Source organism: Scytonema millei VB511283 (assembly GCF_000817735.3).
Lineage (GTDB): Bacteria > Cyanobacteriota > Cyanobacteriia > Cyanobacteriales > Chroococcidiopsidaceae > Chroococcidiopsis > Chroococcidiopsis millei_B.
On sequence record NZ_JTJC03000001.1, the window covers coordinates 1,579,467 to 1,603,211 of the forward strand.

A 23,745-nucleotide genomic window follows, 5' to 3' on the forward strand; every position below is an offset into this window, starting at 1 on the left:
GTCTCTCATAGCTCAATCTCAAGATGCAAACACAGCAGGATGGTAAGTTAAGATATGAAATCTGTTTTCCTGGCTTGCCTTTAGCAGTTTACAGAGAAGTTGCTGCCCATCTCCGTCAAGTGGAAGGGGTAGAAACAGGTTTGTATCCGGCAACAAACCAGCAGTTTGATTACAATCAAAGTCAAGTGGGTGGATTGTGGATTCACTACGCTCCCACGGCTAGCTCGGCAAGTCGAGAATTGGTAGACCGGATTTTGGCTTACTATCAACAGCTTTTCCAGCAGGGAGCAAAGAGCAGGGAGCAGGGAGCAGTGAAGAATGATTAGTGATTAGCAATTGGTGAAATACTTCCGATTTGCGACTTCCAACTTCTGACTTCTATCTTCATCCCTTATCCCTTACCCCTTACCCCTTACCCCTTAATTATGGGAGAAATTCAGGCACTACGCGGGACGCGAGACATTCTGCCCGATGAGGTTGTCTTTTGGCAACGGGTAGAAGCAACGGCACGAGATATTTTAAGCAAAGCCGCCTACCGAGAAATTCGCACGCCAATTTTCGAGCAAACGACGCTGTTTGAACGGGGAATTGGTGAAGCTACGGATGTGGTGGGCAAAGAAATGTATACTTTTGTGGATCGGGGCGATCGCTCGATTACCCTGCGTCCAGAAGGTACGGCTGGAGTTGTCCGCGCTTCGATCGAACATGGGCTATACGCTCAAGGCGGCGTGCAGCGTTTGTGGTATACGGGTTCTATGTTTCGCTACGAGCGCCCCCAAGCTGGTAGACAGCGGCAATTTCACCAATTAGGCGTAGAGGTTATCGGTAGTGCCGATCCGAGGGCAGATGCAGAAGTCATTGCGATCGCTACAGAGATTTTACAAAATCTAGGGCTGAAAAACCTGCATCTCGATCTTAATTCAGTAGGAAACAAAGTAGATCGGCAAAATTATCGTCAAGCACTAGTAGACTATTTCACGCCCTACAAAGGCGAATTAGATCCAGATTCTCAAGATCGCTTGACCCGTAACCCCTTACGAATTTTGGATAGTAAGGACGAGCGCACTAAAGAGATCGCTCAAAACGCTCCTAGTATCTTAGATTACCTCGGCTCTGAGTCGCAGCAACACTTCGAGCAGGTACAGCAATTACTAAGTGATTTAGGCATTAAATACCAACTCAATCCCAGGTTAGTCAGAGGATTGGACTACTACACCCACACGGCTTTTGAAGTGATTTCCGATGACTTGGGAGCGCAAGCAACAGTTTGTGGTGGCGGGCGTTATGATGGGTTAGTCGCTGAGTTAGGTGGACCAGATACGCCTGCGGTAGGATGGGCAATTGGTCTAGAACGACTAATTATTTTATTACAAAAATTGCAAACGCGCCCAGTTTCGGAATTAGATTTCTACGTAGTTTCACGGGGCGAACGCGCTGAGGCGCAAGCACTGATATTAGCACAGAAATTACGCCAAGCAGGGTTTAGCATCGAATTAGATCTCAGTGGTAGTGCCTTTAAAAAGCAATTTGCCCGTGCTGATAAAAGCGGCACGGTGGCTTGTCTAATTTTGGGCGATGAGGAGGCAGCAAACCAAACTGTCAAACTCAAGTGGATGGCAACTAAAGAGCAAACTGCGATCGCCCAAACTGAGCTACTGGCGACAACGGATAGACTACGAGCAGAAATTCAATCTTTAAGAACCGACCGCTAACCGTCAACGTAACGACTTATCCAGCTCGCTACCGATTGCCCAACTCCAACTACAGCAGAAAGGTTGTATCAGTTGATGCTGTATAACTTTACACTCTTTTCACTGAATTTTCAAATAACCTTCACATAATCTTAGGTTAAATCTAGGTTAACATTTTTAGAATATTTAATTATGAGGTTTCATAGCTAATTTATGAAACCTCATTGCGTAGTAACAAGCATCTTACTATTTAAAACATAGAAAATAGTTTGGAGAATTTAACGTGATAAAACGCAGTCCAGTGCGGGAAGATTTGCCGCAAACTCTATTATTTGAGCTAACACCACAGCACGCTTTAAATTTTTTTTTAGGAGCAATTGTCATACTTGCTATTGCTAGCTTAGGTGTACAATTTGGGCTTTATTATTTACCGGAATATCCCTCAAAAACTATTTTATCAGGTTTGCTTTTTGTAGATTGTGAATCTAATATTCCGACAATGTATTCGGTTTTGACCTTAATTCTCTGCTCGGTTATTTTAGGTTTTATTGCTAATGCCAAGAGAGCCATGCGAGGAGCATATATTAATTATTGGATGACTTTATCAGTAATATTTCTATTTTTAGCTATTGATGAATTTGCTAGTTTACATGAAAAATTAATTGAGCCGATACACTTAAAATTAAATACAAGTGGTTTTTTGTACTTTGCATGGGTCATTCCTGGCGCTGCTTTTACCTTCGTTTGCTTGCTTATTTTTACACGATTTCTCGGTCATCTTCCTACCCAAACTCGCCGCTTATTTCTCTTAGCTGGTAGCTTATACGTTGGCGGTACATTGGGAATGGAGATGATTGGAGGTTACTATTCTAGTCTAATTACCGATCGGAACAATATTATTTATTCTGTTATTGTCACAATCGAAGAAAGCTTAGAAATGTTAGGCGTAGCAGTATTTATTTACTCGCTACTCCACTATATAAGTTACTATATGAAAGGGACAGGCTTACGTATAAATATTGTGGCATCTAAGAAAAAACGTCGTAGTGCTTAGCTTTTGACTACGTTCAGGTATCGAACAATTTAATTCAAAACGATTCTCTGGCTCAACTTAGTGAATTATAAAGTTGGGCTTTTTTCATACTGTATTATTGTCTAATTGCGATTGAATCAGTTTATTTGTACTACTTGCGGATCTTGCGAGCGATCGCATTCAAGTTTTAAAACTAATAATGAATTATTTCTTGCCTTTTCTAAGTATATTTCCTTAAAAAAATATAAATTTGTGGTTTATTGACTTTACTTTTGGTTAACTATCTGTTAACTATAAATTAATTAAAAAATAGATTTTTAATAAATGATGACATTAGGCAGAGCTAGCAGTCTTTTGCCTTAGAGATTGACCTGGATGTGGGGAAGAATCAATGACTAGAGATTTAGAGCTAAAACCATCGCTGGCAAAGCCTTTGGGACAGTATTTAGTGGAAGCTGGAATTATTACCTCAGCTCAATTAGAAACAGCGTTGGAAGAGCAGCAACAGACAGAAAAATGTATAGGAGAAATTTTATCAGCCCGAGGTTGGGTAAAACAGGAAACTATTGAATATGTGATGAAAAAAATTGTTTTACCTGAGCGCGAGATAGGCGAGCAGAAATTTCTGGACGAAACGTTATTCCAACCGAACAATCGATTCGCTACCAGTCAGAACATTTATCTTTCCCCACAAAAGATCGTTCGATTTTTACTCGTCTCGGCATTTAGTGTAATTTTCCTCTGTGTTTTAGTTCAAGTTAGTACTTACCTTCTACCTGGTTATCCATTACAAGATACTTTAGTCTCTCTATTTAATATAGATGGCGAACAAACCATACCCGCATTCTTTTCGTGGTCGCTCTTGCTATTTTGTGCTCTACTGTTAGGGGCGATATCGTATAGTAAAAAAATCAATCGAGAACCCTACGCCACTCACTGGACAGCACTAGCAATTATTTTTTTCTATTTGTATTTAGATGAGGCAATTGGAATTCACGAAAGAATCGGTTGGATTGTTACGGATAAATTCAAGCCGAGCGGTTTTTTCTATTTTGCCTGGACAATACCTGGTAGCATTCTTACGATTATCTGCTTTCTAGCATTTCTGCGCTTCATTAATTCTCTTCCTCCCAAGATTAAAAATCTATTTTTGTTGTCTGGAGGTATTTACGTTGGCGGAGCCTTATTGGTAGAAATGTTCAACGGATACTATAAGTCTTTGTATGGCGATCGCTCGATGTATTACGCTCTGACTGCTGTAGAAGAAGGCATGGAAATGCTAGGAATTGTAACTTTTATCTATGGACTAATGACATATATTAGTTCGTCTATGAAAGGCATACATCTTTTAGTTAGTATTCCTGCTAAGAAAGTCAAAAGTTAAAAGTTAAAAGTCAAAACAAGAGTTTTTGAGTTGAGTTCGTGTTTTGGTATGTAGCAAATTCGCTTTAGGTAGAAAACAAATTCCTTGTGCCTTTTTCAATTCCTCAGATTAAAGCAAAACTAAATTATCCCGGTGAATTACGTTTGCCGCACCAGCATAGCCTAAAATTGTGGCAATTTCTTTTGAGTGTCGTCCGCGAATCTTTTGCAGTTCGCTAGTGCTATAGTTGGCAATGCCTCTAGCAACTTCTTTGCCAAAGCGATCGCAAATTTGAACTGCATCTTGACTGTCAAATTCGCCTTCGATGGTAGTAATACCAGCTGCTAGTAAAGATTTTCCTTGCTGGCAAATCGCCTTGACCGCACCATCATCTAAGTAAAGCTTGCCCGTAGGAATCAAACCATAAGCAATCCAGCGTTTACGAGCGTTACTCGGTTGAAGTTGAGGCGCAAACTGAGTTCCTAAAGGTTCTCCCTGGATAATTTTTTCAATATTATGTGGGAACCGCCCTTCAGTAATGACAGTACGGACACCTGCCGCAGTAGCAATTCGTGCCGCTGCAATCTTCGTTACCATGCCACCCGTTCCCCATTGGGAACCAGGAGAACCTACTTGTACTTGTAATTGGGCTAGTTGTTCCATGTGCGTTACCAACGCAATTGGCTGAGCATCGGGAAACGATCGCGGATCGGCTGAGTAAAGACGGTCTACATCTGTGAGTAAAAACAGCCAATCTGCCTCTACTAAACTGGCAACCAGGGCAGAGAGAGTATCGTTATCGCCAAATTTCAGTTCTTGGACTGCTACCGTGTCGTTCTCATTCACAATCGGAATCACGCCAATGTCTAGCAAGGCTTGAAACGTGTTGTATGCATTGACATAGCGACTGCGTTCTCCAACATCGCTACGGGTCAGCAGCACTTGAGCGATAGGCTGTTGCAAAGTCGTAAAAAAATCGTCGTATACGCGCATCAACCGTCCTTGTCCGACAGCCGCTACTGCCTGTTTCATTGCCATTGTGCGGGGGCGCTCCGTCAGCCCCAATCGAGCGCAACCAACTCCTACAGCCCCAGAAGATACTAAAATCACGCGATGCCCCTGACGACGGAGATGAGATAGAGTTTCTACTAAAGTCGCGATCGTGGAAAGAGCTAGTAAACCTGTCTGCGATTGCGTCAGACTAGAAGTGCCAATTTTGACAACAATGGTTTGAGTTTGCAACATCTTTAAGGGGCTTAGGGGAGAAGAGAGCTGAGGGAGCTGGGGGAGCTGGGGGAGCGCAAGCTTGCTGAGGGAGCGCAAGCTTGCTGAGGGAGCGCCACGGAGCTGAGGAGAAATTACTGCTCCCTGCTCCCTGCTCCCTAACAACTAAACAATCATAAAGCACCAGTCCTTCTAGAGAAGAAGGCTGGCGCTTCATGGGGTTATGACTGATGATTTATGGCTGGGGTCTTTATAAGCGCGACCCCTTATTAACTCTTAGTATAATCTCAGACATTTTGCTCAGCTCCACTCTCTTTAATAATTTCTTAATGTTTGTTTTTTCAAAGATTTATTATCATTGGTTAATTTTTGTTTGCTTGGGGATGAGAGAGGCTCCAAGAGCTTGAGAGACTAGGACTTCCAAGCTGCGGATGGGATAAGCACGGACGGCTTCACCAGGATCGACATACGGTTCGACCAAAATGGTGAACATACCCAAGCGATTGCCAGCGATGACATCAGTAAAGAGGCGATCGCCTACCATTGCTACCTGTTCCGCTGGCAAATTCATTGCCTCTACCGCCAGCCTTAGCTTTCGTCGAGAGGGTTTGACAGCGCCGAGAATGTAGGGCAGATCCAAAGACCTAGCAATACCACCAATGCGAGTATCGCTGAGGTTATTACTAACTAACCATAGCTTGACAAATTGTCTTGTTTGTGAAACCCAGGTTTGTAGAGCAGCTGACGCTGTTGTAGCTTTGATTGGTACTAAGGTTTCATCCACATCTAACACTAAGCCTTTGAGGTGGTATTGCTGAATCATTTCTGGTGTCAGATTCAGCACAGATCCTTCTAGGATTAAATCGGGTTGTAGTAGTTCGTTCCAAGACATGAAGATGAGCTAGGGGTGAAAAGGGTTAGGGGTGAAAGACGTTAATTGTCAGTAGCTAATTGTCAACTGGAGAACCGAACTATCAACGATCGACTATTAACACTCCCATCATTTTCTCATCAGCTATTAACTAATAACAGCTGAGAGCAAAATCTAAATGGTAGTCAATTAGCGATCGCTAAGCGCAGTTGCTCGAACAATCGGGCAACCTTATCTAAATCTTTATCTCCTGGGGAATGTTCTACTCCGCTGGACAAGTCGATGCCATGAGGACGAAGTTGAGTTAAAGCAGCCAGAATATTATCTGGTGTGAGTCCGGCAGAGAGAAACCAAGGACAACTGGGTTGAAATTTTTGTAAGGCATTCCAGTCTAGCGTTTTTCCCGTACCACCTAAGTGTTGAGGATGGTAAGCATCGAGTAGGAGAGCATCTACATACGTGATGTAATTGGCTGCTTGCTCTAGTGCTTCTGGATTTTTGACTCTTAATGCTTTGACAATCTCTACATCGGGCAGCAAAGATCTTAACTGATGGCAAAAGGCGGGTGATTCGTCTCCGTGTAACTGTACTCCTGTCAATTTCGTGGCTGCAACGATTTGGCTAATGTCTTTTAGGGTGGTGTTGGCAAAAACACCGATCCGGTCTACCGTAGCTGGTAGCTGCGCGATCGCGGCTCGAATTTGAGTGGGGTTGACATAGCGAGGCGTGTTGGGAACGCAGATAAACCCTAGAGCAGTTGCGCCAAGAGAGGCGATCTCTTTTCCCTGTTCCGGTTTCGTAATGCCGCAAATTTTGATTCGCATACAAGCCAAATTTGTGTAGAAAAATAAAGCTAATGTTAACTATTAAAACAAATACTATCTCCTGGCAAAGCAATTTTGATAATCCTGAAATTGCGCTCCATAGTTCGATGTAGGAGAAAAAACCTTGATTAATACAATTTTACTAGCTGCAACACAACCAACAGTTCCCAACACTATCAGCTGGAGTCCGCAAGTAGCATTGATTATCAGTGCTAGCTCCTTACTAATACTGCTCATCGCTAGCCGCAGTATCAAATATCCTCAAGTCGGTGCTAAGTTGCCCGTAAACTTACCAGTATTGGGCAGTCCCAGCGTTGGTACATTTGTAGCATCAATGGCATTTGGTCACGTCGTCGGAGCAGGAATCGTCCTCGGACTGTCCAACCTCGGTTGGCTGAGCTAGATCTTTGCGGGAGTCGGGAGTCGGAAGTCAGGAGTCGGGGAGAAGAGGACAAAGGAGACAAGGGAGAGCTGAGGGAGTAGGAGAGCAGGGGAGCTGAGGAGCAGAGAAGTAGAGGAGACTTCACCAACTACCAACTACCAACTACCGCACTCCACACCCCACACCCCATTCTTCACTGATAACTGACAACTGATAACTGACAACTGACATTAACTCCTAAGACAGATAAAATTTCTTGGTGAAGTGACTTTGATGGAGTGTAGCCAAGAGCTGTTAATTTTAGGAGTTAAAGCTTTGTTGAATTCACTCTTACTGACACTAGCCGAAGTCCAACCAACTGTTCCCGACACACTCAAGTGGAGTTGGACGGGATCGGCGGTAATTATTGGTAGTTGTTTGATTTGTCTATTCATTATTCCTCGCGCGATCCGCTATCCCCATGTGGGAACTAAGTTTCCCTTGGGACCGTTCGCCGGAATTTTTAATAATCCCAGTATTGGTTCCTTCCTTGCTGCTATGAGTGCAGGGCATTTGATTGCGATTCCGGCAGTGCTAGGGTTGAATAATTTGGGTATTCTCAAGTAACTCGATTGATACGGTTATCCGTAACGAGAAGCAATATAACCGTTTTTAATCGAGTTACTGCACGTCGATTCTGTAGGAGCGCACAATTTCGCGCTCCCCTAGCGTGTATCCGAAATAGAACTGCCATAGTGAATAAACTTTGCAATGTCGTCTGCACAAAGGCACAAAAAACCTCGCAGCTTGTAGTTTTGTAGAGCGATCGCAATTTGCTGGTACGGTTAGCGCTAATTAAATTAAACCTAGTGCGATCGCTAAATCTTTTATCCTAGAAATTATAGAGGCTAGTAAGATTTGTAATTTTTTAGATGGGATCGCGATCCGGCAATCGAATCTTATTTCAGCCATAGCCTATAGTTCAAACGGATAGAAATTTGGTTTAGGAAAATCCCATGCAAACAGGTTGGCGAATTGGAGCTTTATGGGGCATTCCACTATTTTTAGACCCCTTGTGGTTTGTCATTTTAACTTTTGTTGCCCTCAATTTTGGGTTGAGTTACTTACCTTGGGGAAATATTTTAGCTGGAAGTGCGGGTTTTACAATCGCACTGCTGTTGTTTGGTTCGGTCTTGCTACACGAACTCGGTCATAGCTTAGTGGCGCGATCGCAAGGAATTAAGGTTAATTCTATTACTTTGTTCCTTTTTGGCGGAATTGCTTCGATTGAAGAAGAATCAAAAACTCCAGGCGAAGCATTACAAGTGGCGATCGCCGGACCTTTAGTGAGTATTGGTTTGTTTGGTATTCTTGCTCTTGTCAGCTTGGTTTTGCCTGCATCGAGTTTGGCTAATGTCATGGTGACAGACTTAGCCAGAGTGAATTTAATTCTGGCATTGTTTAATTTAATTCCTGGCTTACCTTTAGATGGAGGACAGGTATTAAAAGCAGCAGTGTGGAAAGTCACGGGGAATCGTTTTCAAGCTGTGCGTTGGGCGGCGAGAACCGGACAATTTTTGGGTTGGTCGGCGATCGCAACTGGTGCGGCGATAGAATTTTTTACAGGTGAATTGGTCAGCGGTCTATGGTTGGTACTGCTGGGATGGTTTGGGATTCGCCATGCTAGTGCATACGAGCGCATCACGAAATTACAAGAAGTCTTGCTGCAACTACACGCCACCGATGCTATGTCCCGCGATTTTCGCGTCGTAGATGCCGATATGACTTTGCGGGCTTTTTCCGACCTTTATCTGCTCGAAACATCCGCCCCACAAACCTATTTTGCTGCATCCGATGGGCGTTATCGGGGGATGGTATCGATTGACGATTTGCGCCTTGTCGAACGCAGTCAGTGGGAAACGCAAACTCTGCACAGCATTGTTCATCCCCTCACTGAAATCCCCCACGTTGAGGAATCGACATCTTTAGTCGAAGTCATCAACCAAATGGAAAGCCAGCAATTACCACGTCTAACCGTGCTTTCTCCAGCTGGAGCTATATCGGGAACGATAGACCGAGGCGATATTATCAGAGCGATCGCACCTAAACTTAACCTACGGATTTCCGAAGTAGAAATCAAGCGGATTAAGGAAGAAGGTAGCTATCCATCGGGGTTGCAATTGGGGTTGGTGGCAAAGTCTACTAAAGTGTAGCGATCGCGTATTCTAAGAGAGGTGAATATGGCAGCAACCGCTACTGATGACAGAATGGGCAAAGTTACAACTACAATTACCGTCACTAATCGTATCGATCAAATCTTAGCTGAAAGAGGATTTATTCCCCTCGAACAAGTCCGTTCGGTAACGTTAAAAGATGTTTTGGTCGATACGGGCGCAAATAGACTCTGCCTGCCTGCAAATATTATTAACGATTTGGGTTTAGTGCTTCAGGGAGAAGTAGACGTAAAAATTGCTACGAGAGTGCAAAAACTGCGTATTTTTAGAGAAATTAACCTCACTGTTGAAGGCAGAGAAGGTACGTACAATTGCATGGAATTACCAGATGGTGCAGATCCTCTATTAGGTTTGTTGCCTTTAGAAGACTTGGGTTTAGAACCAGATTTACAAAATCAAAGATTGCGAGTTTTACCTGTTGAGGGAAAGGATACATATTTAACGGTTTTGTAAGTCATGTATCCTTGCCTAAGTAGACTGGTTCTGAAATGTAGTTATTCAGCAGAAGATTTTCAGGTTCCATAGAAAATCCGCCGCCACCCATAGCAAAGATTTGTCTAGAGACTAAATTAAGAGCCATGTTTCAATTATCAGTTCATTCCAACTTACGATTTACGACTTACGACTTACGACTTATTTCCAAGTCTTTGGTGTAATATAAATTCGGCGATCGCCAAATCCATTGGTGTGGTCAATTTTAAATTTGTCTCTTCGCCCTCAACAATTTGTACGGGTAAGCCACACTTTTCAAACAAAGCGGCATCGTCTGTAACTTCCCAACCTTGCTCCAAACCTTTTGCGTGACACTGCTTCAATAATTGCACGTCAAAAGCCTGTGGAGTTTGCGCCGCCCAAAGCTGGCTGCGGTCTGGTGTATCTTGAATGAATCCAGCATCATCTACAATTTTAATCGTGTCCTTAACTGGGATAGCAGCAATTAAACCTTTAATTGGGGAGTCGGGAGTCGGTAGGGGCGCACTGCTGTGCGCCCGTACAAGGGAGTCGGGAGTCGGTAGGGGCGCACTGCTGTGCGCCCGTACAAGGGAGTCGGGAGTCGAGGGGCGAATTGCTACCGCACAGCGATCGAATAATTCTGGTGTAGCGAGACACCTCGCGCCGTCGTGAATCAGGACTTGTTTAGCGTCCGCTGGCAAAGCCTGCAAGCCGTTGTAAACAGACTCTTGGCGGGTAGTCCCCCCTTGAATGAATTCCACAGGTTTAGTTAGGCATAAACCCTCCAGGATCTCCTTCAAATCTGTCCAATCGGCAGGTTGGGAAATAATGCCAATCCAACTAATTTCATGAGATGCTTCGGCTGCGCGTAGCGTCCAAGCAATTAGAGGTTGCGATCGCAGCGTCAACAGCAGCTTATTGCGATCGCTACCCATTCTTCGTCCCATTCCGGCGGCTGGAATTAATAAATACACGGTTTTCTAGAGGGGTAAGGGATGAGGAGTGAGGAGTGAGGGGACAAGGGAGACAAGGGAGAGGGGGGAGACAAGGAAGCAGAGGAGAAATCCAAAATTCAGAATTTTTCTACACCCTACACCCCATTCTTCACTGATAACTGACAACTGATAACTGATAACTGAAAAAATGTACATTTTTATCGTTTCGCATAAGTATATGTTCCCCTAAAATAAGAGCGAGTAAGCGTAAAACAGTAAATATGCGAATAGTAGCCCTAGTCCCTGGCGGGATTGGCGACCAAATTCTATTCTTTCCCACCCTGGACGATCTGAAGCGGAATTATCCCGACGCTGAAATCGATGTGGTGGCAGAGCCTGGCTCTTTGGGAGCATACCGAATCTGTAAGTCGGTGTCCAACGTGCTAAAGTTCGACTTCAAAGACCGTAACAGTTTGACAGAATGGGTCGATCTAATCGGTAATATCCGCGATCGCGAATACGATATCGCGATTTGTGCCGGACAGCGCCCTTTTGTAGGTATGGCGCTCTGGTTGAGCGGCGTTGCAGTGCGAGTCAGCTACCAGGGGGGAGGAAATCTGTTTCTGACGAACTCCGTCCCCCTAAAAACAGAGCAGTATGTCGCGGCAATGTATCACGATCTGCTCAAAGGATTAGGAATTTCCACCCCTTGTCCCGATTTAACGATTAACGTCCCTAAATCAGACCTAGAATGGGCGGACAAAGAGCAGCAACGACTGGGAATCAAAGATAGCGGTTACATATTAATTCACGGCGGCTCTAGCCAACTTGCGGCTGCGAAAACCAGCATCCAAACCTACCCCGCCCAAAGTTGGCGACAAGTGATTCAAAATTTGCAACAGCGTCAGCCAGATCTACCAATTGCGCTCCTAGTGCAAACAGCAGAGGACGAGCAGTTGGTGCGATCGCTACGGGAAGCATTTCCCGATCTGAAGGTGACAACTCCCCCAGATATTGGGAAAACAGCAGCGATTGTTGCTGCTGCCAATTTATTGCTATGTACTGACAGTGCGCCTATGCATCTAGCAATAGCAGTGCAAACCTATACGATCGCGTTGTTTGGCGCGACAGATCCCAAGAAGTTAGTCCCACAGAGCGATCGCGTTATCGCCATCAAATCTCCTACAGGCAAACTCTCAGACATCGCACCGCAAACTGTTTTAGAACGAGTTTGGAGCGGCTGATTTAGGTAGGGAGGGCACGAGCAGAGAGACAAGGGGGACAAGGGGGATTAGGGAGACAAGGGAGACAAGTAGCAAGTCGCAATTCAAAATTTCCTGACTCCTGTACGGGCGGGTTCACCTATACTCTCTGTTTAGTACGGAGTTTTTTGGTAAACCCACCCCTACGACTTCTGACTCCTTACAAATGACCAATGACCAATGACAAATGACGATTCATAACATTCCAAACAAGTCATCTTCTAAGTCGTAGCCAAGCATTTGACCCATAGACTTCAGCCGTGCCGTGCTGGGAATACCCATTTGTTGCAGCCAGTCATGCAGAACGAAAACCTTTTGCATGAGGAAAATTTCTAGAGCTTCGGGATTGAACTGAATTCCTTCTTGGCGATGGAATTGATGGGGAACCAGCATGGCAGTGTAACGAGATAGTTCTCCTGCTTTCCAATCTAAGAGAAAAGGTAGCCAGGGATAGCGACTGTCAAGGCGAATAAACCACATCCGCACTTCGGGGATTTCGGACAGTTCCCGTGGATCGTCTGAGGGACGAGGATAATCGATCTCGAAGCGAAGTTGCTGCTCGTAAGTGGCGATCGCCGATTTTTCTTGTGAGATATTTTCGATCGTCTTGGCAGCTGGCAATACATCTAAGCTGCTGAAGTTGTCAGCCTTGAGAGAAATAGTGATAGTCATGGCGAAGTCAGAAGGAAGGATGTGTCGGGGCGGGTTTTGAGGGCAGATCGATTGCCAAAGTCGCGAATCTCGGGCTAAACTCGCCCGTACAGGGATCGGAAGGAAGGATGTGTCGGGGCGGGTTTTGAGGGCAGATCGATTGCCAAAGTCGCAAATCTTGGGAAAGATGCTTTACAACGTTTGCGAATGACATTCGCGCTATTTATAATTTGTGCCTTGTACCAGCAGTTTACGACCTTCATTTTCTCAAAATAGCGATCGCCTGCTGTAACAATTTTGGTGAATGCTAGATATACCTACAAAATTGTTAATTTATGCAGGAAGTTTGGCGAATCCAATCGCTGGCAACTGTATAGGTAGATGGGAGTTTCACTCTTGTGCTAGTACTAGCAGATAGTTTATATGGAGAAAGTGGGGATGTAATTCGCGAATTGTCACGCCTAAAGCTCCCCTTCATTGTTGCTATTTGCAGCAATCATAGCGTGCTGGTAGCACTCCTGCAAAAAGTGCGCTATAACCGTTGGCTGGCTTACACTCAAGCGTTGTCTCGCCGCCCACCAGAAACCTGCTAGAGAGCGTGAAATTATCTTTGGCAAAGCCCGTTCAAAACGCTCAGAGCGAAATTAGCAAAACCGACAGCCCAAAAACTAATCCGCTTGAAACATGGTTTATTATGACTAATTTGCCTAAGTCCTGGCAATTAGAATTAGGCAAACGCGCTTATCCTTCGAGGTTGGATTGAGTATAGCTTTAAGCAAGTAAAAAATGAACTGAGTTGGGCAGATTTTCGCGTGACTGACTACGCCAGTATTGAACGATGGTGAGAAATAGTCTTGAGTGCTTATTTGCTAATCAGTTGGCACGCCAATGACTTCCGCGCACCAAAGCCGAACTCATACTAATTACAAAAGATACGCAACAGTTAATCGGGTATGGTAATGAAAAATTATCAAGAATTCTCGCTCTTTGCTCCCTATAACAACGCAGTAAATTTGATTGGAGCTTTCTCTAACTGGCAAGAGATTCCCATGAATAAGGGCGAGGACGGATATTTTCGCACCCAAGTAGAACTAGAAGATGGAATTCGCGGCTATACAGACAAAACCCGCCGGCGCGGGTTAATAGCACTAGTAGGGGCGCACAGCTGTGCGCCCCCCTACAGCTGTGCGCCCCTACTAGCTGCGTCTTTCACGGTAAATTCTATTTGCTCAGAAGCGGAAAATAGCTGCTGCTGGGGCAGAGGTAGGTAAATCCTCTGGTGTAAGAGCATAAACCGTACCACCATTCAAGAGAGTGTAGACGGCAGCAAAATCGAGCAGATCTTCATCGTCTGGTTCCGGTTCTGAGTGTAAATTCACTGCCATTGTCTCTGTATTGAAATCACCCCAAAGCTGGCGATCGCTAGCGACAAAGAGAGAATCTACCCGTTGGTAGTATGCAGCAGGAACAATTTCTTTTAAATCGTCAGAAGCCTTGCCCGTACTAGCTCCTGCCAATTCTTGATATCGCTCCATTGCCTGCTGCTGTGCCTGGAGAAACTGGGGTTCTACCAACGACCAAGCGCGATCGCGGAGTTCTTCTGGTTTAACAATATCTACATTGACGTTGATGCCTTCTTCTACCAAATGTTGGTAGCTATTAGCTTGGCGATAAATGGCAAACAGGTATTCTACACCTGCTAGTACTAGAGGGGCTGATGCAGTTTTCAGTTTTGGGTGTAAAGCGCCATCAATTAAATGAAAGAATTGTAAAATATCCTTCTGGTGTTCGTCGCGATCGGGACTGCCTTGACCGTGAAACGATCCTGGTTGAGTAAACGGATTACTAGTCCCCCCTCTCCCTGTAGCGATCCGTTGCTGTCCTTCTTGAGCAGTCTCGTCATATTGAAGTGCTTCTTCGATATTCTTTGGTAAATTTTCCACCTCAATTTCCTTGATGCTGTAGCGCGTTCCTTGAAAAAATCTAACGTTATCCTGACTCAGCGCCAGCACGTAGAACCGCCCGTTATTTTGAATCAGGGGTAGTAGCGGTTTGAGGTGAAATTGACTATCGACTACTACAATTTCTGGAACTTCGTCAGGCAGTAGATAGTAACGGAAGACATCTGGAGAGATAAAGATAACCAGTCCCCGCTCTTGATGTTCTTCCCAAAATTCAGGTGTATCTAGTTCATGAGCAGCTTTGAGAAAGTCTACTGCTTCTGTATGGCGGATTCCTATTGCATCTAAGCGTTCCTCAGCTTGACGAATGAGATTTTTAAACCGAATTGGATTTTGTCTAACCTCTGTGCTTCCTTTTTGCATTGGCATATACAGGGAGACACAGGGAGGTTTAGCGTTTGTAACTAAATTTTTGAGTTCATCTACAGTTAATAAAGGCATATGCAAAAATTGTCCTTGGTCATTTGTCATTTGTCATTTGTCATTTGTAGTTGGGAATTACAAATGACGGTTGAAACAGCGATCGCAATTTCAGTACTGATTGTTATAGTTCTATTTCAATGCTGGACTCGTCAGCCTTCATCACTCTCTAGTGGGGAGATCTGCTTTTGCATCTTCCTTTCTTTTGAAGCAGGCTGGAGTGTGGGGTGTGGGAAGGCAAGTCACAAGTCAACTGATAACTGTCAACTGTCAACAAATAACTAATTACCAACTTTCTCAAATAAATCGAGGCGATATTGTTCTTCTCTCTGTGCTTTGAGATGACGCAGTTGAGTAGGGACTAGTTCTAAAAATGCTTCGTGAACTTCATCGCCGCTGAGTGGATAATCTTTGGCGTAAAGCGTCCAGTGAACTAAGAGTAAATGTCCGCCTGGTTCTAGGTGAGAAAGGAGCAGTTGTTGTGCTTTGCGTAAGTCTTCCCAACACCAATAATATCCGACTTCGGAAACTAGAGTTAAATCGAAGGTTTCATCGGGGTATGCTTGCGGTACTCCCATCAGTTGCAAGCGGACGTGTGGGAGAGATTCGCAACGTTTTATAGCACGGTTTAAGGCTGGTTCCGATAAGTCTACAGATAATAGGCGATCGCAACGATTAGCTAATTTTGCGGTTAAGACTCCAATCGAACAGCCAATTTCAAATGCAGAACGATAGCGCGATCTGGATAAAGCGGCGATCGTGGCAGCATATTTATTTGCTTCGTATTCGCTGGTTTCAAATTTCCACGGATCGGGATCGGCGTTGTAAAGATTGTCGAAGTAACTGGCTGGTAAGGATTGTTTCATAGTTCTTCTATATACACTTCCCAATTACGGGTAAAATTTGCCAGCATCTCTGGCGTGAGACGAAAGCCTTCTGGATCGTCGTCAATTAAATTCGTTGTCTGAGAACGATACGCCGCGATCGCCTGTTTTTTTACTTCGACAACATCGCTAATATCTAACCGCCATGCTGTAATGCGATCGTTTGTGGGTAAGTCGCTTCTTTGTGTTTCATCCCAGTCCCAAATTGGATATTCAATGAATCGAGGCGAATGTTTGGCGTGTAGGGGCGCACGGTTGTGCGCCCCTACGATGGCACAATAGACGATCTGCCAGGTAGCGCGGTGATCGGGGTGAGGATCGAATCGCCAGGGCAGAAACACTATATCGGGTTTTATGGCTGTGATACGATCGCGACACATTTCGACTGCTGCTGCAAAATCGGGCATTTCTGGAGTGGGAATTGCCCCATCCGGTAATCTGAGAAAATCTACCGCAGATGCCTCTATGCCTAAAGTCGCTGTAGCAGTTTGGGTTTCGGCTTCTCGTAGCGATCGCAATTTCGCGGCGGGATACTGGCGCGATCGCGGGTGAGACATCGTACCATCGCTGACAACTAATACGTTTATCCGACACCCTAAAGACTGTAATAGGGCGATCGCACCCCCACAACCTAAAGTTTCGTCATCGGGATGCGGTGCGACTACCAGTACAGATTTCGCGCTTGTCCGTTGTGCCTCTGTAGAGGCGCACGGCTGTGCGCCCCTACACCCAGATTTGCTGGCAATCTCAGCTACACTACGCCAAGGTAATATAGTCGGATCGCTAAACAGCGACTTATTAGTTACCGGACTCATAACACCAAAGAGAATTTGCAGGCGCGGATTCAGATAGAGCATACTGTCCGACATTGGCGATCGCCGCATCAAATGCGGGTTGACGCAGATATAATGTCAGATCTCGAATAATCCGTTCCATCGGGTTTGGTGGTAGTAAACCCCGCGTCCCCACACAGCGTTCGCACAGTTGAATTGCATCCATGCAGATTTGCTCGATCGCCGTGCGTACCATGTTGGCGTATGCTACTAACTTATCTGCTTGTTCGTTGGAGGTATTGGCATCACCAGCAAAAGTAGGGGCGTATGCTTTGACTAAATCTGCTGCGCCACGCAACCATAGATTACCGCTTTCAATGGCGCTCGCCATTTGCCCCACCCGCATCTGTTGATACGGATCGAGAGTTCTGCTTAATTTATCGAGATACTTGCGGGTTTCGTTGAATAGTGCCTCTGCCCCACCTAATTGTACGGCAGCAAACCGAATGACTCCTGTTGTCAGCCAAGGTTGTCTGTAATAGTCTCCTGGTTTGCCAATCAGCGCCCCAGCATCCAGTTCTACACCGCTAAAATCTACCTTAAAACTTGCCGTTGCCCGCATTCCTGAAGGTTGCCACCAAGCCGGATCGCTGACTGTAGCGACTTCTTCCATCGGGACGATGCACATTTGCCAGCTGCCATCTGGTAAAGCACCGCTAGCAAAAGGACGTTCTACGTATCCAGACCCAGAAGCAAAGGTTTTCGAGCCTTGCAACTGATATTTGCCATCTTCAATTGGGAAGATTTTTACGCCATCGCTAGCTTCGGCATTCCATACACCGAATATTTTATGGCGATCGCGGGCATCGCTAGCATATGCTTCGATTTGTGCTTTCGTCCCAAATGTTTGAATTAATTGTAAGGCGTTGACGTGTCCCTCATAGATTCGCCCCACGGCAAGATTCCCGCGTCCGATCTGTTTGAGCAATTGCAACGTTTCCCAAGTGCGGCTAGAGTCAATTCCTAACCCCAGTCCGCCTAATTCTGGTGGTAAAGGTGCTGCTAGTAAACCAGCTTGAGCGATCGACTCAAATTCTTTGACTGGAAAGGCTCCATTGACATCAATTGCCGCTGCATTGCTGGCACAGAAATCGGCAATTTCCTCAGCTTTGACTAATACTTCAACCAGAGATAACTTTTGTTGACCGATCTCATTGGTTGATAGTGGCGCGATCGTATCTACTTTCCTCACTGGTTTTATCTGCAAACATCTATAAATGATGATGTATTCAGATTAACTAGAAAACATCTATCTTCTGACTCGATCCCTCCGCTACTAAAGAAATATTGCTTAACGGTTAGCACTACTAAAAACTCGTAAAACCCGCTCTATAGGTACAGTCCAGTCACATCTTACCTTTGTCATAATAGACATATCACATCAGACAGCTTTAGATCCACTACATGAAAATACAGTCATCGGTGTTAGTACACCTCGGCTATGGCAAGTACGTCCGTTCCGACAAGGTGACATCGATTGTACCTATCGAGGAAGATCGGGGACCAGGACGACGGACATACATCCACCTTGAAGGGCAAGTCGATCCGGTTGTGGCTTCGCGTGCAGAAGACTCAATTGTCAGGGATTTAGTTCAAGAGCCACGCGACATTACCCAGTCTCGCCAGCAACAAGAGATATTACAAGATTTACTCATCGATCTGCAAAATATCAATGCGACTATTCGCCGGATTGTCCGCGATGAAGGTGAGTTAGATCTCGATCGCCTAGAACGACGGATTAAGGGAGCGATCGAAGAATAGATCTTTCCTTGTAATTCCATGTGCAACTTATCTATAGCCCCCTTTTTAAGGGGGTTGGGGGATCGTAGATCTTTCCTTGTAATTCCATGTGTGACTTATCTATAGCCCCCTTTTTAAGGGGGTTGGGGGATCGTAGATCTTTCCTTGTAATTCCATGTGCAACTTATCTATAGCCCCCTTTTTAAGGGGGTTGGGGGACCGTAGATCTTTCCTTGTAATTCCATGTGCGACTTATCTATAGCCCCCTTTTTAAGGGGGTTGGGGGATCGCAGGACTACGCCACTCACCCATAGATCCCCCCTAGCCCCCCTTTCTAAAGGGGGGAACCAAAGAAAGTAGAGACGTTACATCTAGCGACTCTACGTCGGGCAAATAATATCAAACTTTTTCCAGCATGACGATCGCACAAGACAAATTAAATCAACCGTCTGCGCAAATGCAAGTCCGTTCGGCGCGGTTGTGGATGCCAGAACGAGTCATATTTACTCCCGCAGCTTTAGCAGAACCATACGCTCAGCAAATCTTAGCACGGGTACAGGCGCTCAACCTACCAGTAGAAGAATTACCGCGCAACCGTTTGACAGGTTTGAGAGGAGAGAGCGATCGCGAAACCTACGATATTGCCAAGCGCACCCTCGCCGTTGTCACCGCGCCACCAAGTGCTTTGAAACTCAGTCCTATTCCTCCTTCGGCAGACTGGCAGTTTCATCTAGCTGAAGGCTGTCCGGCACATTGTCAATATTGTTATTTAGCCGGAAGCTTGCAAGGACCACCAGTCATTCGCGTTTTTGCCAACTTACCGCAGATTTTAGCTAATACTGCATCCTACGAGCAGCCAGGTAAAGCAACTAGTTTTGAGGTGAGTTGCTACACAGATCCTTTAGGAATAGAGCATCTCACGGGTAGCTTAGCTGAATGTATCCGCCACTTCGGAACGCGCCAAGATGGATATCTCCGTTGGGTATCGAAATTTGATAACGTAGATAGCCTATTAGCGTTGCCTCACAACGGTCATACGCGCTGTCGCGTTAGCGTTAACGCCGCACCTATATCGGGAAGATTTGAGGGTGGTACGGCTTCAGTAGGCGCGAGATTGCAGGCTTTAAGAAAGTTAGCATTACCGCGATCGCAAGGTGGTGGCGGTTATCCTGTTGGGTTAGTCATTGCACCCATCATGGATATGGAAGACTGGGAATCGCATTACACTCAGTTATTTGACGCGATTAGCGCAGCATTAGATTTCGAGTGCGACTTGACTTTTGAGTTAATCTCCCACCGCTTTACCCCTGGTTCCAAAGAAGTTTTGCTTTCTTGGTATCCTCAGACAAAGTTAGACATGGACGAGTCAAAGCGCAGCGTCAAGCGCAATAAGTTTGGTGGCACGAAATACGTATACGATTCTGACACGATGAGAGAGTTACGCAGATTTTTCGAGCGCCAAATTCAACAGCGTTTTCCTCAAGCAAAAGTTTTGTATTGGACTTAATTTGTCAGTTATCAGTTATCAGTCTATTTTGACTTTTGACTTTTGACTTTTGACTTTTCATAAACTTTCTTTAGCCTTTTCATAGGCTATTGTTTGTTCTGGGGTTGCTGAGCTTAGACATTCTGCATGAATGCGTTCTAAAACCAATGCGGGGAGACGGACAAAGAACGTTGGAATCAACTTTGGAAATACCTTGAATCTCATGCGATCTACCCGTTGTTTTAACCCAGAAGCAACCGAAATCTTCCCCTTCTTTGTAGGGGCAAAAGTAAATAGTTGACATTTCGGGTACGAGTTCTAACGTTATCTGTTGTTCTTTGACGGCATCTTGAAAAGTTTTGAAACCAAAAGCCACACTAGCTTGATTGGTGATTCCCACAATTGCCCATCCAAGACTTGAGTAACGAGCGATCGCGTTTTGTGCTTCGGGAATAATTTGCTGGTCGCAGGGATCGTTGATGAATGTCGCACCGCTTTTTGTAGCGCGAACTGTACCATCTAGATCCAGTAGCAATAAACGATTACTCATGTCCTTCGATCCCCTGTGGTACTAACTGAATCAAGCCATCGGCGATCGCATCTAACAACTGCCCCGTCGCACCCTCACCGTCATAGATATAGCCAAGGTCTGCCGCTATGGTCTTGAGTTTATTGGCGGTATCGGGCGCAGTTCTGACATTGACAACAGAACGGTTTAGCTTCTTTCTACCCATTGCTATTCTCCATCGGGTCTGGTCGTCCTATTCCCATCTGTTGGAGAATTGTTTTGACATCCTCCAAGGTTAAACCACAGTAGTAGTATGAACGATCTTTGAGATTAACTAAGTAGTACCCTGCACGTCCGCCGTTAATTCGGAATAACTCGATTACTATCTTTGACTTAGTTAGACCATACTCTAGTTCTCGATTTGCCGTATCAATAGCTCGATCGCTAGATCTATAAAATATTTTTCCATGACGAAACTCCCAAGCATTCTCAATCCGTCGAACAATTTGATAGTAGGCAGGATGAATAAGTTTTGTTTTTAACATTTGAGTATAATTGGTGTGTTAGGGAAAGCAGCCCTTAAGTGCTAGTTAAAGGCTGCTAGGAACGGGTTACTGATCTTCGCCCAGATCGTCGATTCCTAATTCGTCTTTGACGGCATCAGAATCAACTATTCTGGTTCGACCTGGCTCCTCCTCATCCTCTTCCAACCAATCATCTGCGTGCAGATGCTCGTAGGTTTTTGAGGGCTGATAGTCACCCTGACCGTTACCGTTTTTGTTTGAGTTGGTTATCTGTACATCACCTCCTTGTTTTCAGGGGAGATATTTTTTATCTTCCCTGAAATAATTATTGTAGATTTTCCTTTAAGTGTCAAGCACTTTTAAAAGGGTTGGTTGTCCTTCATTCAGTCTTCAAGAAAATTCAGCGATCGCACTCATATGTTTAAGGCTAACTGCACGTCAGGCTAGGAGATATTAGTTTTGACGACAAAAATATGGTTAAGCAATTGGTTTGGGGCGTGGCAGCGTTAGCCTTATTTAGCGGTGGTGGAAGCACATCGGCGATCGCACAAATAGAACAGCATTATGTCGAAGTGGGAGAGGGTGCGAGGGGGATGCCCGTATATCTCGATTTAAGGAGTGTCCGAGGAACGAATTTTAGATTAATTCAGCAATTTGGAGATGGGGTAGGTATAACTGACATTGCAGCATACTGTCCCCAGAAAAGACTGTTTGTAGAACGTGTAGGTGTCTATAGTTCCACTGGAGAAGTCGTAGCAGAGCATACAGAGCGTACAGAAGGAGAATTTATTCCAGGTTCACCTGCTGTCAACGCTTTTAATGTCGTCTGCAATGGGGGTGGGTTACGCTAAATTTTCTATATATTCTCGATTTTGGCTCAATACTGAATTGTCGCGGGTTGAGTTAATTAGAGCTAGTTGCGCTCTTAATGGCAATTTACGAAAGGCTGCTAAACGGTTTTCCATATTCATTCCTTAAGCGGTTTTACGATCTGACAATAATTATTTTTCTGGCTTTGCTGATTCTAATGGAGAACTCATAGGGCGATCGTATATGCGTGACATCCAAGCCCGAACTAAGAGTAGTAAACCCAACACGGTTAAGAAACTACAAACTCCTATCATCTGGCTACTATAAATTTCTAGTACGCCCCGTAGAATTATTTCTCGCAATGCAGAAACAATTGATACTTCAACTGCTACACCAATCGAAATTCGCTGCTGCTGCAAATAGATAATTAACAAACGGAATAATTCTACGAGAATTAAAATAAAAAGAATGTCAGAAGTGACGCGCTGAAACTCTAAAGGATGCAGCAGGGAGACAAACATATCTCCTAGCCGAATTATCATGACACAGAATAAACCAAAACATAAAGAGACTACAATAAAATTTTGAATTGCTTCTAATAACGAATAATTTTTTCTATGTGAAACCAGTTACCAAGCTGCATTTTGAATCGATACTCCATCTCTCCTAAGTTTTAGTGGTAAATAGTTGTCATTGCAGAATCTAGAAACTACGATAGCAAAAGAGCGAATAAACCACATAAGGCAATGCCATCAAATACGCCTGCACCGCCAATACTGAGAACTCCTGGTGTCATGCGCTGAATTTCTTTTAGGTGTAGTATATCCGCACCGATTAAGGTTCCCAACACCCCGCCTGCAAAGGCAACGGGTGCGGCGTGGATTCCTCTTGTGATGAAAGCAGATGCGATCGCGGCTGTTAAAGGAGCCAGTAACGGATTCATCTGAATTCCGATTCCTGGTACGACACGAGCAGCGTAGTAACTCACAATTGTGACGATCGCAGTGACTAAAACAATTGCTAGTGGATTAGCATGACGAAATTGATATAAAGCTAAAAGAACAGGAATTAACCCACCACCGACATTTAAGGCGACAATGGTTTTTTGATGGATGCGTGGTAAGGGGATTCCGAAAAATTGTCTTACCCACAGATCGCTGAAACTGTCAATAACTTCAACTTGTGATTCTACCTTGTATAAAGGAATATTGATTGTGCCACCAATAATTATTGCTGCTAATAAAAATAGAGCAGCATTGGCAGAAAACCCTAATTTTTCTACTGCTATTTGGACAACATCGAGCGTCAAGGCAAACCAAACAAAAGGAAAAACTAACAAAAGTAAAATAAACAGCAAAATAGAAACAGGAAGGTAGAACATATCAGTTGTCAGTTATCAGTTATTAGTTATCAGTTGTCAGTGACTAGTGAGTAGAACAAAACTCCGAAGCTAGTCACCAGTCACTAACCATTAACTACTCACTGCTCGTTACTCGCCTCTTCTGCCAGAAGTGTATCGTAGTGAGGGGGATTGTGTGTAAGGTGAGATCGCCTTAGATTAGCAAATCGCCACAGCTACAAGAGTATTAAAATAAAACAGTTATCAGTGAAGAGTAATGCGTGAGAAGAAGCAAGAAGTTGTTTACTTACGACTTACGACTTACGACTTATGACTTA

The 23,745-nt window shown here is 44.6% G+C and carries 29 protein-coding genes and 1 pseudogene; 14 read left to right on the top strand and 16 right to left on the bottom strand.

What is annotated here, in order from left to right; all coding sequences use genetic code 11:
• Positions 1-23: 23 nt before the first annotated feature.
• The 4 genes from QH73_RS07005 to QH73_RS07020 all read left to right on the top strand — a co-directional run bounded on the left by QH73_RS07005 (position 24) and on the right by QH73_RS07020 (position 4,108).
• Positions 24-326 carry a hypothetical protein gene (locus tag QH73_RS07005; RefSeq protein WP_039715748.1) on the top strand — a complete coding sequence of 101 codons (303 nt, stop codon included), beginning with the start codon at positions 24-26 and terminating at the stop codon, positions 324-326.
• 99 nt (positions 327-425) lie between these two features.
• Positions 426-1,712, top strand: a complete 1,287-nt coding sequence (gene hisS / locus QH73_RS07010; protein ID WP_039715749.1) for a histidine--tRNA ligase — start codon at positions 426-428, stop codon at positions 1,710-1,712.
• A 262-nt stretch (positions 1,713-1,974) separates the two neighbouring features.
• On the top strand, positions 1,975-2,745 hold the full coding sequence (locus QH73_RS07015; RefSeq protein WP_132866715.1) for a DUF8692 domain-containing protein: 771 nt from the start codon (positions 1,975-1,977) through the stop codon (positions 2,743-2,745).
• Between the two features lie 370 nt (positions 2,746-3,115).
• Positions 3,116-4,108 carry a DUF8692 domain-containing protein gene (locus QH73_RS07020; protein ID WP_039715750.1) on the top strand — a complete coding sequence of 331 codons (993 nt, stop codon included), beginning with the start codon at positions 3,116-3,118 and terminating at the stop codon, positions 4,106-4,108.
• A 108-nt stretch (positions 4,109-4,216) separates the two neighbouring features.
• On the opposite strand, the gene proB is transcribed toward QH73_RS07020, so the two are convergent.
• From proB to QH73_RS07035, 3 genes are all read right to left on the bottom strand, one after another.
• Positions 4,217-5,332: a glutamate 5-kinase gene (gene proB, locus QH73_RS07025; protein WP_039715751.1), complete on the bottom strand. Its 1,116-nt coding sequence runs from the start codon at positions 5,330-5,332 to the stop codon at positions 4,217-4,219.
• 334 nt (positions 5,333-5,666) lie between these two features.
• A complete protein-coding gene (locus QH73_RS07030) occupies positions 5,667-6,203 on the bottom strand; it encodes a YqeG family HAD IIIA-type phosphatase (RefSeq protein WP_039715752.1) in 537 nt (178 codons plus the stop codon).
• Between the two features lie 164 nt (positions 6,204-6,367).
• The gene (locus QH73_RS07035; RefSeq protein ID WP_039715753.1) at positions 6,368-7,006 is read right to left on the bottom strand and encodes a phosphoribosylanthranilate isomerase; all 639 of its coding nucleotides are present in this window, start codon (positions 7,004-7,006) and stop codon (positions 6,368-6,370) included.
• 124 nt (positions 7,007-7,130) lie between these two features.
• Here QH73_RS07035 and psaK (QH73_RS07040) point away from each other — a divergent pair, with 124 nt between their 5' ends.
• From psaK (QH73_RS07040) to QH73_RS07055, 4 genes are all read left to right on the top strand, one after another.
• Positions 7,131-7,409 carry a photosystem I reaction center subunit PsaK gene (psaK, locus tag QH73_RS07040; RefSeq protein ID WP_015153486.1) on the top strand — a complete coding sequence of 93 codons (279 nt, stop codon included), beginning with the start codon at positions 7,131-7,133 and terminating at the stop codon, positions 7,407-7,409.
• A gap of 252 nt (positions 7,410-7,661) precedes the next feature.
• Positions 7,662-7,994 carry a photosystem I reaction center subunit PsaK gene (gene psaK / locus QH73_RS07045; RefSeq protein ID WP_132866716.1) on the top strand — a complete coding sequence of 111 codons (333 nt, stop codon included), beginning with the start codon at positions 7,662-7,664 and terminating at the stop codon, positions 7,992-7,994.
• 389 nt (positions 7,995-8,383) lie between these two features.
• Complete coding sequence (locus QH73_RS07050; protein ID WP_039715754.1) at positions 8,384-9,580, top strand: site-2 protease family protein; 1,197 nt, start codon at positions 8,384-8,386, stop codon at positions 9,578-9,580.
• A 27-nt stretch (positions 9,581-9,607) separates the two neighbouring features.
• Positions 9,608-10,054, top strand: coding sequence for an aspartyl protease (locus tag QH73_RS07055; protein ID WP_132866718.1), 447 nt, complete (start codon positions 9,608-9,610; stop codon positions 10,052-10,054).
• A 1-nt stretch (position 10,055) separates the two neighbouring features.
• On the opposite strand, the gene QH73_RS28680 is transcribed toward QH73_RS07055, so the two are convergent.
• Complete coding sequence (locus tag QH73_RS28680) at positions 10,056-10,181, bottom strand: hypothetical protein (RefSeq protein WP_286194052.1); 126 nt, start codon at positions 10,179-10,181, stop codon at positions 10,056-10,058.
• Positions 10,182-10,227: 46 nt separating this feature from the next.
• Positions 10,228-11,028, bottom strand: a complete 801-nt coding sequence (locus tag QH73_RS07060; RefSeq protein WP_039715755.1) for an IspD/TarI family cytidylyltransferase — start codon at positions 11,026-11,028, stop codon at positions 10,228-10,230.
• 242 nt (positions 11,029-11,270) lie between these two features.
• Here QH73_RS07060 and QH73_RS07065 point away from each other — a divergent pair, with 242 nt between their 5' ends.
• A complete protein-coding gene (locus QH73_RS07065) occupies positions 11,271-12,233 on the top strand; it encodes a glycosyltransferase family 9 protein (protein WP_039715756.1) in 963 nt (320 codons plus the stop codon).
• Between the two features lie 213 nt (positions 12,234-12,446).
• Here the strand turns inward: QH73_RS07065 and QH73_RS07070 are convergent, their stop codons facing one another.
• Positions 12,447-12,923: a CRR6 family NdhI maturation factor gene (locus tag QH73_RS07070; protein WP_039715757.1), complete on the bottom strand. Its 477-nt coding sequence runs from the start codon at positions 12,921-12,923 to the stop codon at positions 12,447-12,449.
• Between the two features lie 377 nt (positions 12,924-13,300).
• On the opposite strand from QH73_RS07070, the gene QH73_RS07075 reads away from it, so the two are divergent.
• Entirely contained in the window at positions 13,301-13,495 is a 195-nt protein-coding gene (locus QH73_RS07075) for a hypothetical protein (protein ID WP_132866720.1), read from the top strand.
• A 366-nt stretch (positions 13,496-13,861) separates the two neighbouring features.
• Positions 13,862-14,005 (top strand): annotated as a pseudogene (locus QH73_RS27735) (glycogen-binding domain-containing protein); the annotation flags it as partial.
• 126 nt (positions 14,006-14,131) lie between these two features.
• Here QH73_RS27735 and QH73_RS07085 read toward each other — a convergent pair.
• The 4 genes from QH73_RS07085 to QH73_RS07100 all read right to left on the bottom strand — a co-directional run bounded on the left by QH73_RS07085 (position 14,132) and on the right by QH73_RS07100 (position 18,192).
• Entirely contained in the window at positions 14,132-15,304 is a 1,173-nt protein-coding gene (locus tag QH73_RS07085; protein ID WP_039717500.1) for a baeRF7 domain-containing protein, read from the bottom strand.
• 260 nt (positions 15,305-15,564) lie between these two features.
• Positions 15,565-16,149 (bottom strand): class I SAM-dependent DNA methyltransferase, encoded by a 585-nt coding sequence (locus QH73_RS07090; RefSeq protein WP_039715758.1) that lies wholly within the window; start codon positions 16,147-16,149, stop codon positions 15,565-15,567.
• A complete protein-coding gene (locus QH73_RS07095) occupies positions 16,146-16,982 on the bottom strand; it encodes a PIG-L deacetylase family protein (RefSeq protein WP_039715759.1) in 837 nt (278 codons plus the stop codon). The genes QH73_RS07090 and QH73_RS07095 overlap by 4 nt, the downstream gene beginning before the upstream one ends.
• Positions 16,966-18,192, bottom strand: coding sequence for an acyl-CoA dehydrogenase family protein (locus tag QH73_RS07100; RefSeq protein ID WP_039715760.1), 1,227 nt, complete (start codon positions 18,190-18,192; stop codon positions 16,966-16,968). Before QH73_RS07100 ends, QH73_RS07095 begins: the two co-directional genes overlap by 17 nt.
• Before the next feature lie 212 nt (positions 18,193-18,404).
• Between QH73_RS07100 and QH73_RS07105 the strand changes: the two genes are divergently transcribed.
• Together QH73_RS07105 and QH73_RS07110 are read left to right on the top strand one after the other, a co-directional pair.
• Positions 18,405-18,761, top strand: coding sequence for a hypothetical protein (locus QH73_RS07105; RefSeq protein ID WP_039715761.1), 357 nt, complete (start codon positions 18,405-18,407; stop codon positions 18,759-18,761).
• Positions 18,762-19,224: 463 nt separating this feature from the next.
• Positions 19,225-20,247, top strand: a complete 1,023-nt coding sequence (locus QH73_RS07110) for a spore photoproduct lyase family protein (RefSeq protein WP_201278036.1) — start codon at positions 19,225-19,227, stop codon at positions 20,245-20,247.
• A gap of 79 nt (positions 20,248-20,326) precedes the next feature.
• On the opposite strand, the gene QH73_RS07115 is transcribed toward QH73_RS07110, so the two are convergent.
• From QH73_RS07115 to QH73_RS07125, 3 genes are read right to left on the bottom strand one after another with little or no spacing between them, the layout of a single operon-like run.
• Positions 20,327-20,776 carry an HAD family hydrolase gene (locus tag QH73_RS07115; RefSeq protein ID WP_052290070.1) on the bottom strand — a complete coding sequence of 150 codons (450 nt, stop codon included), beginning with the start codon at positions 20,774-20,776 and terminating at the stop codon, positions 20,327-20,329.
• Positions 20,769-20,960, bottom strand: coding sequence for a hypothetical protein (locus QH73_RS07120; RefSeq protein ID WP_039715763.1), 192 nt, complete (start codon positions 20,958-20,960; stop codon positions 20,769-20,771). Before QH73_RS07120 ends, QH73_RS07115 begins: the two co-directional genes overlap by 8 nt.
• Entirely contained in the window at positions 20,953-21,279 is a 327-nt protein-coding gene (locus QH73_RS07125) for a hypothetical protein (protein ID WP_039715764.1), read from the bottom strand. Before QH73_RS07125 ends, QH73_RS07120 begins: the two co-directional genes overlap by 8 nt.
• A 452-nt stretch (positions 21,280-21,731) precedes the next feature.
• Here QH73_RS07125 and QH73_RS07130 point away from each other — a divergent pair, with 452 nt between their 5' ends.
• Entirely contained in the window at positions 21,732-22,109 is a 378-nt protein-coding gene (locus tag QH73_RS07130) for a hypothetical protein (RefSeq protein ID WP_052290071.1), read from the top strand.
• Here the strand turns inward: QH73_RS07130 and QH73_RS28685 are convergent.
• The 3 genes from QH73_RS28685 to QH73_RS07140 all read right to left on the bottom strand — a co-directional run bounded on the left by QH73_RS28685 (position 22,101) and on the right by QH73_RS07140 (position 23,449).
• Entirely contained in the window at positions 22,101-22,223 is a 123-nt protein-coding gene (locus QH73_RS28685) for a hypothetical protein (RefSeq protein WP_286194054.1), read from the bottom strand. The genes QH73_RS07130 and QH73_RS28685 overlap by 9 nt on opposite strands.
• 36 nt (positions 22,224-22,259) lie before the next feature.
• A complete protein-coding gene (locus QH73_RS07135; RefSeq protein WP_201277968.1) occupies positions 22,260-22,610 on the bottom strand; it encodes a phosphate-starvation-inducible PsiE family protein in 351 nt (116 codons plus the stop codon).
• A 167-nt stretch (positions 22,611-22,777) separates the two neighbouring features.
• Positions 22,778-23,449, bottom strand: a complete 672-nt coding sequence (locus QH73_RS07140; RefSeq protein WP_039715765.1) for a DUF1614 domain-containing protein — start codon at positions 23,447-23,449, stop codon at positions 22,778-22,780.
• Positions 23,450-23,745 lie beyond the last annotated feature (296 nt).